The sequence below is a fragment of the Xanthomonas sp. SHU 308 genome (assembly GCF_000364645.1).
Lineage (GTDB): Bacteria > Pseudomonadota > Gammaproteobacteria > Xanthomonadales > Xanthomonadaceae > Xanthomonas_A > Xanthomonas_A sontii.
Genome location: NZ_AQOK01000905.1, coordinates 1 through 12,882, shown reverse-complemented (window position 1 = coordinate 12,882; position 12,882 = coordinate 1). Strand labels below are relative to the sequence as shown.

Here is a 12,882-nt window from a genome sequence, read left to right as displayed (position 1 = left end):
GGGAGAAGGTGCCCCGCAGGGGCGGATGAGGGTGCGGGGGGCGCCGCGTGGATTACGTCAGCGGGTGGCTCTGCGCCTAACCCTCACCCCAACCCCTCTCCCGGTGGGAGAGGGGCTTTTGATGCTTTCAGTGACCTGTGGCGCCTGGGCAGGGCTGCACTGCCAGGCGCTGCTCGATCGCCAGCCACTCAGCCCGCGCTGAGCAGCAGCCGCTTGGCCGCGGCGCGAGCTTCCTTGCTGACCTCGACCCCGCCCAGCATCCGTGCCAGTTCTTCCTCGCGCTGGCGCGGGGCCAGCAACTCCACCGAGCTCTGGGTCATGCCTTCGACCGGCGCCTTGCTGACCCGGTAGTGGGCGTGGCCCTGCGCGGCGACCTGCGGCAGGTGGGTCACGCACAGCACCTGGCGCTGCTCGCCGAGCGCGCGCAGTTTCTTGCCGACGATGTCGGCGACGGCGCCGCCGATGCCCGAGTCCACTTCGTCGAAGACCATGGTTGGCACCGCGTCCAGGCCCAGCGCGGCGACCTCGATCGCCAGCGAGATGCGCGACAGTTCGCCGCCGGAGGCGACCTTGCGCAGGGCGCGCGGCGGCTGCCCGGCGTTGGCGGCGACCAGGAACTCGACCCGCTCGGCGCCGGCCGGGTCCGGCCGCTCCGTCTCGTGCGGTTCCAACTGGATCAGGAAGCGCCCGCCGCCCATGCCCAGTTCGCCGATCAGGGTGGTGGTGTCGTGCGAGAGCGCCTGCGCGCCGCGGTCGCGGGTGGCGGTCAGGGCGGCCGCGGCGTCGCGCCAGGCTTGGGTGGCCTGGGCGATCTCGGCGTCGAGCACGTCCAGCCGCTCGCCGGCGCCGCGCAGGCTCTCCACTTCGGCCAGCAGGGCGTCGCGGTGGTCGGCCAGCGCGTCCACGCCGATCCGGTGCTTGCGCGCCAGGTCGTGCAGGCGGCCGAGCTTGCGTTCCATCTCGTCGAACTGCGCCGGGTCGGCATCCAGGTCGTCGCGGACCCGGTCGATCAGCGCCAGCGCTTCTTCCAGCTGGATGCCGGCGCTGTCGATCAGTGCCTGCACTTCGGCCAGGCGCGGGTCGTACTCGCCGACCTTGCCGAGTTCGTGGCGGGTCTGCTGCAACAGGTCCAGCACCGCCGGCGCCTCGTCGCCGTTGAGCCGCTGCGCCGCGCCCTCGCAGGCGCCGATCAGCGCGGCGGCGTGGGCCTGGCGGCGATGGTTGGCGTCCAGGGCGGCGATCGCCGCCGGGTCCAGGTCCTCGCGCTGCAGCTCGGCCAGCTGGTGCTGCAGGAAACCGATGCGGTCGCTGACGTCGCCCTGCGCCAGCAGGGTCTCGCGCTCGCTGAGCAGGCCCTGCCAGCAGGCGGCGGCGGCGCGCACCGCGGCCCGCTCGGCGTCGTTGCGGGCGTAGGCATCGAGCAGGCCGAGCTGGCTGCCGCGCGAGAGCAGGGCCTGGTGTTCGTGCTGGCCGTGGATCTCGACCAGGTGGCCGGCCAGCTCCGCCAGTTGCGACAGGGTCACCGGGCGCCCGTTGATCCAGGCGCGCGAGCCGCCGTCGGCGCGGATCACCCGCCGCAGCTGACAGTGTTCGTCGTCGTCGAGTTCGTTCTCGCGCAGCCAGGCGCGGGCCTGGGCGGGGGCGACGAACTCGGCCGACAGCTCGGCGCGGTCGGCGCCATGGCGGACCACACCGCTGTCGGCGCGCAACCCGGACAGGAAGCCGAGCGCGTCCACCATCAGCGACTTGCCGGCGCCGGTTTCGCCGGACACCACGGTCATGCCGGGGCCGAATTCCAGTTCGGTGCCGCGTACGACGGCGAAATCCTTGATCGAGAGATGTCTGAGCATGGGGTCTGCATCCGGAGCCGCGCAACGCTAGCATGCGCGGGTAGGTGGGCCAATGACTTGCCAAGCCGGCGTGCAGACATTATCTAAGGACCAGTCTCACGGGTTGATTCCATGCGCGCTTCCCCGGTCCATTCCAGCCTCGATCCGCGTGCCCGGCAGCTGCTGCGCACGTTGATCTCGCGCTATATCCGCGACGGCGAGCCGGTCGGCTCGCAGACCCTGGCCCGCCACGCCGGGCTGGATGTGAGCCCGGCGACGATCCGCAACATCCTCGCCGACCTGGAGGACGCCGGGCTGCTCAGCTCGCCGCACACCTCGGCCGGGCGCGTGCCCACCGCCACCGGCTACCGGGTGTTCGTCGACAGCCTGGTGCAGATGCGCCCGCCGGCCGAAGGCGAGGTGGCACGGCTGCGCGCGGAGATGGCCAATGCCGCCGGCACCCAGGCGTTGCTGGGTAGCGCTTCGGAGCTGCTGTCGGCGATGACCCACTTCGTCGGCGTGGTCAGCGCGCCCAAGCGCGAGCAGTTCGCGTTCCGGCACATCGACTTCGTGCCGCTGGATGCGCGGCGGGTGCTGGCGATCCTGGTGTTCGCCGACAACGAGGTGCAGAACCGGGTCATCGAGCCGCGCAAGGCCTACGAGCCGGCCGAACTGGAGCGGGTGGCCAACTATCTGAACCGGCATTTCGCCGGGCGCGCCCTGGCCGACATCCGTGCCAGCCTGCTGCGCGACCTGCGCCATGCGCGCGACGAGATGGAGCAGTTGCTGGCGCACAGCGTCGAATTGGCCGAGCAGGCGCTGGCCCCGGCCGGCGACGACATGGTGCTGGCCGGGCAGACCAAGTTGATGGGCGTGCAGGACCTGTCGGACCTGGAGCGGCTGCGCGAACTGTTCGAGGTCTTCGCCAGCAAGCGCGAACTCCTGCAACTGCTCGAACGCACCATCCGCGCGCCGGGCGTGCGCATCTTCATCGGCGAGGAAACCGGCATGGTGCCGCTGGAGAGCGTGTCGCTGGTGACCGCCCCGTACATGGCCGGCGGCCAGGTGCTGGGCGTGCTGGGCGTGATCGGCCCCAAGCGCATGGACTACGACCGGGTCATCCCCCTGGTGCAGACCGCCGCTGACGTCCTCGGCGCCCGCCTGGACCCATCTCCGCCGGGCGACCGCTGAACGCACGCAGCGCTGGTCGAAGCGCCGCCGCCTCATCCGCCAGCAGGCCATCCAGCCGCGCCCGGGCGAATCCCCAATCCCCAATCCCGAATCCCCGCTTTTCAGCAGCCGAATGGCTGATCATCCCGGCCTCACTTGAATCCGCCCGCACCGCCCACATAGGTGGTCCGGTAAGGCGGGACGTACCCCGCCAGGGACCCGGACATGACGCAAGAGCACCCCGAATTCGATTCCGAACACCTGACCGAGGCGCAGCAGCCCTCGACCGATCCGCTGCAGGCGGAGATCGAGACGCTGCGCAGCGAACTGGCCCTGGTCAAGGCCGACGCCCTGCGCGAGCGCGCCGACCTGGAGAACCAGCGCAAGCGCATCGCCCGCGACGTGGAGCAGGCGCGCAAGTTCGCCAACGAGCGCCTGCTCGGCGACCTGCTGCCGGTGTTCGACAGTCTGGACGCGGGGCTGACCGCCGCCGGCAGCGAGCCGAGCCCGCTGCGCGACGGCCTGGAGCTGACCTACAAGCAGTTGCTCAAGGTCGCCGCCGACAACGGCCTGACCCTGCTCGACCCGACCGGCGAGCCGTTCAACCCCGAGCATCACCAGGCGATCAGCCAGGCTGAGGCCGAGGGCGTGGCCCCGGGTCATGTGATCCAGGTGTTCCAGAAGGGCTACTTGCTCAACGACCGCCTGCTGCGGCCCGCTTTGGTGGTGGTGGCCAAGCACGACTGAGCGCGCCGGCTGCCCGCGCCTGAACCCGGCGCGGCGGCGGTGGAACGCTAATTTGCGGCGATGGCTTGAATGACCTGCAGCCATCCCTATATCCGAACCAGATCCCGGCACTGGCCGGCTACACGACCTTTCAGGAGTCATTGCAATGGGCAAGATCATCGGCATCGACCTGGGCACGACCAATTCGTGCGTGGCGATCATGGACGGCGGCAAGGCCCGCGTCATCGAGAATTCCGAGGGTGACCGCACCACGCCTTCGATCGTCGCCTACACCAAGGACGGCGAAGTGCTGGTGGGCGCCTCGGCCAAGCGCCAGGCCGTCACCAACCCCAAGAACACCTTCTACGCGGTCAAGCGCCTGATCGGCCGCAAGTTCACCGACGCCGAAGTGCAGAAGGACATCGGCCTGGTGCCGTACAGCATCGTCCAGCACGACAACGGCGACGCCTGGGTGGCCACCGCCGACGGGCGCAAGCTGGCCTCGCAGGAAATCTCCGCGCAGGTGCTGGAGAAGATGAAGAAGACCGCCGAGGCGTTCCTGGGCGAGACCGTCACCGAGGCGGTCATCACCGTGCCGGCGTACTTCAACGACAGCCAGCGCCAGGCGACCAAGGACGCCGGCCGCATCGCCGGCCTGGACGTCAAGCGCATCATCAACGAGCCGACCGCCGCGGCGTTGGCCTACGGCCTGGACAAGGGCCAGGGCGGCGACCGCAAGATCGCCGTGTACGACCTGGGCGGCGGCACCTTCGACGTGTCGATCATCGAGATCGCCAACGTCGACGGCGAGAAGCAGTTCGAAGTGCTGGCCACCAACGGCGACACCTTCCTGGGCGGCGAAGACTTCGACAAGCGCGTCATCGACTACCTGGTGGAAGAGTTCAACAAGGACCAGGGCATCGACCTACGCAAGGATCCGCTGGCGCTGCAGCGCCTGAAGGACGCCGCCGAGCGCGCCAAGATCGAGCTGTCGTCCTCGCAGCAGACCGAAGTCAACCTGCCGTACGTCACCGCCGACGCGTCGGGCCCGAAGCACCTCAACATCAAGCTGACCCGGGCCAAGCTCGAGGCGCTGGTGGAGGACCTGGTCAAGCGCACCATCGATCCGTGCCGCACCGCGCTGAACGACGCCGGCCTGCGCGCCAGCGACATCACCGAGGTGATCCTGGTCGGTGGCCAGACCCGCATGCCGAAGGTGCAGCAGGCGGTGGCCGAGTTCTTCGGCAAGGAGCCGCGCAAGGACGTCAACCCCGACGAGGCCGTGGCGCTGGGTGCCGCGATCCAGGGCGGCGTGCTGGCCGGCGACGTCAAGGACGTGCTGCTGCTCGACGTGACCCCGCTGAGCCTGGGCATCGAGACCCTGGGCGGCGTGTTCACCAAGATCATCGAGAAGAACACCACCATCCCGACCAAGGCCTCGCAGGTGTTCTCCACCGCCGAGGACAACCAGTCGGCGGTGACCGTGCACGTGCTGCAGGGCGAGCGCGAGCAGGCCCGCTACAACAAGTCGCTGGCCAAGTTCGACCTGTCCGGCATCGAGCCGGCGCCGCGCGGCCTGCCGCAGGTGGAGGTGTCCTTCGACATCGACGCCAACGGCATCCTGCACGTGTCGGCCAAGGACAAGAAGACCAACAAGGAACAGAAGGTCGAGATCAAGGCCGGTTCCGGCCTGTCGGACGACGAGATCCAGCGGATGGTCGCCGACGCGGAAGCCAACCGCGAGGAAGACAAGAAGTTCCATGAGCTGGTGCAGGCGCGCAACCAGGCCGACGGCCTGATCCACGCCACCCGCAGCGCGATCACCGAGCACGGCAGCAAGGTCGGCGGCGACGTGATCGGCAAGGTCGAGTCGGCGCTGGCGGACCTGGAAACCGCGATGAAGGGCGACGACAAGGGCCAGATCGAGGCCAAGACCAAGGCGCTGGAAGAGGCCGGTCAGTCGCTGTACGCGGCCGCGGCGGCGGGCGAGCAGCAGTCGGGCGGCAACGCCGGCGGCGCGCATGCGTCCTCGGCCCACGCCGACGACGTTGTCGACGCCGAGTTCACCGAGGTCAAGGACGACAAGAAGGCGTGATCCAGCCTTAAGGAATCGGTTTTCGAAGGAGCGGTGCTCAGGCTCCGCTCCTTCGCCGTTTTAAGGTTCCCGGTTTCATCGCCGCTATGACCGATCGCTACAGGATGCCCGTTTTGAACCATTCCCCATTCCCCATCGCCGATTCCCAGCCATGAGCAAACGCGACTATTACGAAGTGCTGGGTGTGGCCCGCACCGCCAGCGACGACGAGCTGAAGAAGGCCTATCGCCGTTGCGCGATGAAGTACCACCCGGACCGCAATCCCGGCGACCAAGCCGCCGAGGCCGCGTTCAAGGAATGCAAGGAAGCCTATGAGGTGCTCTCCGACGGCAACCGCCGGCGCATGTACGACGCGCACGGCCACGCCGCGTTCGAGCACGGCATGGGCGGGATGGGCGGCGGTCCGGGCGGCCCGGACATGGGCGATATCTTCGGCGACATCTTCGGCAACATCTTCGGTGGCGCCGGCGGTGGCGGGCGTGCGCCGCGGCGCGGCGCCGACATCGGCTACGTGCTGGAACTGGACCTGGAAGAAGCGGTGGCCGGCATCGAGCGCCGCATCGAGATTCCGACCCTGAGCGAATGCGAGCACTGCCACGGCAGCGGCTCGGAGGACGGCAAGGTCGAGACCTGCGGCACCTGCCACGGACGCGGCCAGGTGCGCATCCAGCGTGGCATCTTCGCCATGCAGCAGACCTGCCCGCAGTGCGCCGGCCGCGGCCAGATCGTGCAGAACCCGTGCGGCGTGTGCCATGGCGCCGGGCGCGTGGAAGAGACCAAGGTGCTGTCGGTGAAGATTCCCGCCGGCGTCGACAACGGCGACCGCATCCGCCTGTCGGGCGAGGGCGAGGCCGGTCCGGCCGGCACTCCGCCGGGCGATCTGTACGTGGAGGTGCGCGTGCGCGAGCACCCCATCTTCCAGCGCGACGGCGACGACCTGCACTGCGAGGTGCCGATCCGCATCTCGCAGGCGGCGCTGGGCGACACCGTGCGCGTGGCGACCCTGGGCGGCGAGGCAGAGATCCGCATCCCGGCCGAGACCCAGACCGGCAAGCTGTTCCGCCTGCGCGGCAAGGGCGTGCGTTCGGTGCGCAGCCGCAGCGAAGGCGACCTGTACTGCCGCGTGGTGGTGGAGACCCCGATCAACCTCACCGCCGACCAGCGCAAGCTGCTGGAGCAGTTCGAGTCCACCTTCACCGGCGAGGATGCGCGCAAGCATTCGCCGAAGTCGGCGACCTTCATCGATGGGGTGAAGGGGTTCTGGGACCGGATGACGTCGTGACGTGAGCCGGGATTAGGGATTCGGGATTAGGGATGACCAGCCTGCGGCTGTTGGAAGCCGGGATTCGTGATGGTCCCGGTGTTGTTTCCCGCAGTGCTTTTGTGGGAGGGGCTTCAGCCCCGAGGCTTTACCGTTAAAGCGTCGCGGCTTAAGCCGCTCCTACAAGTGGAATGCTTCGCCGCTGAGCGGAGTGAGAAATAGAAATTCTTGATTCCGGATGTTGTTTGGACTTCTCCCGCATCCTGGCCCCTGTTGCAGGAGCGGCTTCAGCCGCGACGCTTTCTCGTCGGAGCGTCGCAGCTGAGGCCGTTGTTGCTGAAAGCCCCCGCAACACCGCGCATGCACGCGCCTCTTGGCGATCTTGCGCCGGCGCTACACTACGGCGATGAACGCTTCCGCCGACAGCTCCGCCGCAAGTCATCTCATCCATGGCCGCCGCCAGCGCCCCGACGGGCCGGTGCCGGTCGACGTCATTTCCGTGCAGTCGCAACTCGTCTATGGCCACGCCGGCAATAGCGCGGCGGTGCCGCCGTTGCGCGCGCTGGGCCTGCGCGTGGCCGAGATCCCGACCACCTTGCTGAGCAATGCGCCGTTCTACGCCACGCTGCGTGGCAAGGTGCTGCCGTCGGACTGGTTCGCCGATCTGCTGCTCGGCGCCAGCGAGCGCGGCCTGCCGCAACGCGCGCGCATGCTGGTGTCCGGCTACTTCGGCAGCGTCGGCAATGGTGCCGCCTTCGCCGACTGGCTCGACGCCACCCTGCCGCAGTGCCCGACGCTGCGCTACTGCCTGGATCCGGTGATCGGCGATACGCACACCGGCCCCTACGTCGAACCGGGCCTGGAAGCGATCTTCGCCGAGCGCCTGTTGCCGCACGCATGGCTGGTGACGCCGAATGCGTTCGAGCTCGGCCGCCTGACCGGCATGCCGGCACTGGCGCAGGACGACGCGATCGCCGCAGCACGCGTGTTGCTGGGGCGCGGTCCGGAATGGGTGCTTGCGCACAGCGTCGGCGGCGATGCCGGGCAATTGGTCACGCTGGCGGTGAGCCGCGAAGCGGTCTACCGCTGGTGCTCGCCATTGCTGCCGGTGGATGTCGCCGGCACCGGCGATGTGTTGATGGCGCTGCTGGTGGCGTTCCTGTTGCGCGGCGACAGCTTCGAGGCGGCGATCGGCCGCGCCATTGCCGGCGTGCATGCGGCGCTGGAGGCGACCCTGGCCGCGGACGTGGAAGAGCTGGACGTGCTGGCGGCGGCGCCGGCTGCGCTGGCCACGCCGCTGCGCTTCGTCGCCGAGCGCCTGGCGTGAGCCTGCACCCGGTCGTCGGCATCGTGGGCAGTGCCGGCGCCTATGGCCGCTGGCTGAGCCGCTTCTTCCGCGAGCGCATGCAGTTGCAGGTGATCGGCCACGATCCGGCCGACCCGCAGTCGCTGGCGCCGGAGGCGCTGCTGCAGCAGGCGCAGGTGCTGATCTTCTCCGCGCCGATCCGGCACACGCCGGCGTTGATCGGCGAGTACGTGCAGCGCGCCGGCGGCCGCGAGCGCGACCAGCTCTGGCTGGACGTAACCTCGGTCAAGGCTGCGCCGGTGGCGGCGATGCTGGCCTCGCAGGCGGAAGTGGCCGGCCTGCATCCGATGACCGCGCCGCCGAAGTCGCCCACGCTCAAGGGCCGCGTGCTGGTGGTCTGCGAGGCGCGGGTGGCGCAGTGGCAGCCCTGGCTGCAGCAGCTGTACGCGGCGCTGGAAGGCGAGTGCGTGCGCACCACGCCCGAGCACCACGACCGGGTGATGGCGCTGGTGCAGGCGATGGTCCACGCCACGCATCTGGCCCAGGCCGGCGTGCTGCGCGAGCATGCGCCGGCGCTGGGGCCGTTGCAGGCGCTGCTGCCGTACCGCTCGGCCTCGTTCGAACTGGATACCGCGATCATCGCGCGCATCCTGGCCCTGAATCCGGCCATCTACGAAGACATCCAGTTCGGCAATCCGCATGTCGGCGATGTGCTGGACGGGCTGATCGCGCAGCTGTCGCGGCTGCGCGACCAGGTCGGTCGCGGCGACGATGCCGCACGCGCGCAGTTTCGTGCCGAGTTTCTCGATGCCAACCGGCAGGCGCTGGGCGAGGCGGCGATCGCGCAGGGCAACTACAGCTATGAACGCGTCGGTTATCTGCTGGCCGACCTGACCGAGCAGTCCACGCTCAGCGTCTACTTGCCGGAAGACCGCGCCGGCTCGTTGCGCGCGCTGCTGCACGTGTTCGAGCGCCATGGGGTGAATCTCGCTTCGATCCATTCCTCGCGCACGCAGGCGGGCGAATTGCATTTCCGGCTCGGCTTCGATCCGGCCAGCGATGCGGGGGCGGTGCGCGGCGCGGCGGCGGAGATCGATGCCAGTGGGATCGGGCGGGTGCTGGCGGGGTGAATTGCATCGAACGCCGTCGCGGCTGAAGCCGCTCCTGCAGGAACTTGCGGCGAGTGGGCTGGGGCATTGTGGGAGTCACTTCAGTCCCGACGCGGTGCGCGATCGGAACGCGCACCGCTTCGCTCGTCGCGGCTTCAGCTGCGCTCCAGAACACATGGACGCACGACGCCCACCTCCAGATTCATCCACAGCGCATGTGGATGGTCACTGCGCAAACATGTGGATAACCCTCGGCGCGCCTTGCGGCGCAAGCCTGTCAAGCCGTGTGGTGAAAAATTCACCAGCGTGCCGCCAGCACCCCGAACGCCAGTGGCGATGACAGGGCATGGCGGCACAGCGTGGTGGCGACGCTAGACCGCGGTCAGGGTCAACTCGCCGCCGGTGGTGACGAACTGCTGGCCGCGGCGGATCAGCTTGCGGCCGTCGGCCAGTTCGTAGCGCAGTCCGCTGTCGGCGTGCGGATCGTGCTGCGTCTGCTGCTGGCGCGGCGCATCGTCCTGGAACTCGGTGATCAGATAGGCCTCGCCGTCGGGACCGAGGGCGGGCAATTGGCGAAAGGACATCGGAAGCCTCCTGTCGAACGCTGCATGGAATGCGGGACGCCGGAGCGGCGGCCGCGGGCGCGCGGCCGCAGCGCAGACGCGGCCCGACCGTAGTCCCGCCGCCGTTAGCGCGGCGTGCTCAGTCGATGAACTGCAGGCGAGCGAGTTCGGCGTACAGCCCGTCCTGCGCCAGCAGCTCCGCATGGGTGCCCTGGGCGACGATGCGGCCGTGGTCCATCACCACGATGCGGTCGGCCTTCAGCACGGTGGCCAGGCGGTGTGCGATCACCAGGGTGGTGCGCCCGGCCATCAGCCGCTCCAGCGCGTGCTGCACGGCGTGTTCGCTCTGCGCGTCCAGGGCGCTGGTGGCCTCGTCCAGCAACAGGATCGGCGCGTCCTTGAGCAGGGCGCGGGCGATGGCGATGCGCTGCTGCTGGCCGCCGGACAGGCGCGCACCGCGTTCGCCCAGTTCGCTGGCATAGCCGTCGGGCAATTGCCGCAGGAACGCGTCGGCTTCGGCCGCGCGCGCGGCGGCCTCGACCTCCGCCTCGCTGGCCTCGAGCCGGCCGTAGCGGATGTTGTCGGCGGCGCTGGCGGCGAACAGGGTCGGGTGCTGCGGCACCAGTCCGATCGCCGCGCGCAGTTGCGACGGGTCCAGCGTGCGCAGATCCAGGCCGTCCACCTGCACGCTGCCCGATTGCGGATCGTGGAAGCGCATCAGCAGCGCCAGCACCGTGCTCTTGCCGGCGCCGGAGGGGCCGACCAGGGCCACGCTCTCGCCGGGTCGCACGTGCAGATCGAAGCCGTCCAGCGCCGGGTGATCGGGGCGCTGCGGGTAGCGGAAGCTGACGTTGTCGAAGCGCACCTCGCCGCGCAGCGGCTGCGGCAGCGCACGTGGTTGGGTCGGGGCGACGATCTCGGGACGTTCCTGGAACAATTCGGCGATGCGGCCCATGCCGCCGGCCGCGCGCTGCAGGTCGTTCCAGACTTCGGCCAGCGAGGCCACCGAACCGCCGCCGAACATCGCATACAGCAAAAACTGGCCGAGCGCGCCCGCACTGAGTTCGTGGGCGGCGACCTCGTGCGCGCCCAACCACAGCACCAGCACGATGGCGCCGAAGATCAACACGATGGCCGCGGCGGTGATCAGCGCCTGCGCACCGACCCGGCGCCGCGCCACCGCCACGGTCTGCGCCAGCGCCTCGCCGAAGCGGCCGCGTTCGTAGCCTTCGCGCGCGTAGGCCTGCACCGTGCGCACCGCGCCCAGGGTCTCGGCGGCCAGGGTGTTGGCGTCGGCGACGCGATCCTGGCTGGCGCGCGAGATCTTCTGCAGGCGCCGCGCGCCGAGCACGATCGGCAGCACCGCCAGCGGGATGCCGAGCAGGGTGTAGGCGGCCAGGTGCGGGCTGGTCACGCACAGCATCACCACGCTGCCGACCGCGGTGACCGTGCTGCGCAGCGCCACCGACATGGTGCTGCCGATGACCCCGCGCAGCAGTTCGCTGTCGGCCGACAGGCGCGAGACCAGTTCGCCGCTGCGGTTGCGGTCGTGGAAACCGGCGTGCAGGCCGATCAGGTGCGTGTACAGGCGCTCGCGCAGGTCGGCGACCACCTTTTCGCCGAGCAGCGACACGAAGTAGAAGCGCGTGGCGGTGGCCACCGCCAGCACCACCGAGACCGCGAACAACAGGGCGAACGACTGGTTGATGAGGCCGACGTCCTCGAAGCCATGATCGATCATCTGCCGGACCGCGACCGGAAGGCTCAGCGTGGCGCTGGACGAGATCGCCAGCGCCACCAGCCAGGCGATCAGCAGGCCGCGCCGGCGACGCACGAACGGCCACAGGGTGCGCAGGCTGCCGAGTCTGCGCAGCGACTTGGCCTGGTCGGCCGACGGGGTGTTCATGCGGGGGCGGGTTCCGAACAGCGGACCCGATTGCGAGTGGCGTCGCGCAGGCGGGTTTTCAAGGCGTCGACGCGATCGCGGGGCAGGCGCAGGCGCAGTTCGGCGCCGCCGGCATCGAAGCGTTCATCGAGTTTTTCCGCGGCGCAGGCGCTCAGCGCGGCATGCACCGCGCCCAGGTCGTCGAAGCCGCAGTGCAGGGTCAGCAGGCTCAAGGCCAGCAACGGTTGCCGCGGCGCCAGGCGCAGGCATTCGGCGGCGCTGCCGCCGTAGGCGCGGACCAGACCACCGGCGCCGAGCTTGATGCCGCCGTACCAGCGCGTGACGACCACCACCACGCGGTCGAAGCCCTGGCCGTCGATCGCCGCCAGGATCGGCCGGCCGGCGGTGCCGGCGGGCTCGCCGTCGTCGCTGGAACGGTATTCGTCGCCGTGGCGGTAGGCCCAGCAATTGTGGGTGGCGTCGGCCACCATCACCTGCTGCACGAACGCCAGCGCTGCGCCTGCGTCGGCGATCGGCGCGGCGTGGGCAACGAAGCGGCTGTGCTTGATCTCCACGCTGTGGCTGACGGGGTGCGGGAGCGTGTCGGGCATCGGCGGCATTGTAGACGAGGTGCGCTGCCGGCCTGCGGCGCAGGCGCCGGCAGCGCGCGGCTCAGTCCTGCAGCAGCGGGCGCAGGTCCGCGGGCACCGTGCGGTGCGGGTGGGTGCGCTGGAAGCGCAGCAGGCTGGCGCGGGCGACGTCCAGTTCGCCGCCGTCGCGGCGCTCGCGGATCCGTTGCAGCCAGCGCCGCGGGGGCAATTGTGCGTCGGCCTCCACGGCCACTTCCACTGCGGCCCCCAAGACGCCAGCGGAGGACCGTGGCTGCGCCGATGCGGCGGTGGGCGCGGCAGACGACGTCGAAGGTTGCAGCGACAGCG

10 protein-coding genes and 1 pseudogene are annotated in these 12,882 nt (G+C 69.8%); 6 read left to right on the top strand and 5 right to left on the bottom strand.

Annotation, left to right across the window (positions count from 1 at the left end; translation table 11 throughout):
- Positions 1-188 precede the first annotated feature (188 nt).
- Complete coding sequence (gene recN, locus D588_RS0123420) at positions 189-1,850, bottom strand: DNA repair protein RecN (protein ID WP_017917725.1); 1,662 nt, start codon at positions 1,848-1,850, stop codon at positions 189-191.
- Between the two features lie 111 nt (positions 1,851-1,961).
- On the opposite strand from recN, the gene hrcA reads away from it, so the two are divergent.
- The 6 genes from hrcA to D588_RS0123390 all read left to right on the top strand — a co-directional run bounded on the left by hrcA (position 1,962) and on the right by D588_RS0123390 (position 9,517).
- A complete protein-coding gene (hrcA, locus tag D588_RS0123415) occupies positions 1,962-3,020 on the top strand; it encodes a heat-inducible transcriptional repressor HrcA (RefSeq protein WP_017908542.1) in 1,059 nt (352 codons plus the stop codon).
- Between the two features lie 204 nt (positions 3,021-3,224).
- Complete coding sequence (grpE, locus tag D588_RS0123410; protein WP_017913573.1) at positions 3,225-3,746, top strand: nucleotide exchange factor GrpE; 522 nt, start codon at positions 3,225-3,227, stop codon at positions 3,744-3,746.
- 145 nt (positions 3,747-3,891) lie between these two features.
- On the top strand, positions 3,892-5,820 hold the full coding sequence (gene dnaK, locus D588_RS0123405; RefSeq protein WP_017917724.1) for a molecular chaperone DnaK: 1,929 nt from the start codon (positions 3,892-3,894) through the stop codon (positions 5,818-5,820).
- Between the two features lie 151 nt (positions 5,821-5,971).
- Positions 5,972-7,102 (top strand): molecular chaperone DnaJ, encoded by a 1,131-nt coding sequence (dnaJ, locus tag D588_RS0123400; protein WP_017908540.1) that lies wholly within the window; start codon positions 5,972-5,974, stop codon positions 7,100-7,102.
- Between the two features lie 385 nt (positions 7,103-7,487).
- Complete coding sequence (gene pdxY / locus D588_RS0123395; RefSeq protein ID WP_017917723.1) at positions 7,488-8,408, top strand: pyridoxal kinase; 921 nt, start codon at positions 7,488-7,490, stop codon at positions 8,406-8,408.
- The gene (locus D588_RS0123390) at positions 8,405-9,517 is read left to right on the top strand and encodes a prephenate dehydrogenase (RefSeq protein ID WP_017917722.1); all 1,113 of its coding nucleotides are present in this window, start codon (positions 8,405-8,407) and stop codon (positions 9,515-9,517) included. Before pdxY ends, D588_RS0123390 begins: the two co-directional genes overlap by 4 nt.
- A gap of 350 nt (positions 9,518-9,867) precedes the next feature.
- Here D588_RS0123390 and D588_RS0123385 read toward each other — a convergent pair whose 3' ends face one another.
- The 4 genes and pseudogenes from D588_RS0123385 to D588_RS28085 all read right to left on the bottom strand — a co-directional run.
- Positions 9,868-10,080 (bottom strand): hypothetical protein, encoded by a 213-nt coding sequence (locus D588_RS0123385; RefSeq protein WP_017917721.1) that lies wholly within the window; start codon positions 10,078-10,080, stop codon positions 9,868-9,870.
- Positions 10,081-10,198: 118 nt separating this feature from the next.
- A complete protein-coding gene (locus D588_RS0123380; RefSeq protein WP_017917720.1) occupies positions 10,199-11,965 on the bottom strand; it encodes an ABC transporter transmembrane domain-containing protein in 1,767 nt (588 codons plus the stop codon).
- Positions 11,962-12,555 carry a YigZ family protein gene (locus D588_RS0123375; RefSeq protein WP_017913577.1) on the bottom strand — a complete coding sequence of 198 codons (594 nt, stop codon included), beginning with the start codon at positions 12,553-12,555 and terminating at the stop codon, positions 11,962-11,964. The genes D588_RS0123380 and D588_RS0123375 overlap by 4 nt, the downstream gene beginning before the upstream one ends.
- Before the next feature lie 61 nt (positions 12,556-12,616).
- Positions 12,617-12,882 (bottom strand): annotated as a pseudogene (locus D588_RS28085) (hypothetical protein); the annotation flags it as partial.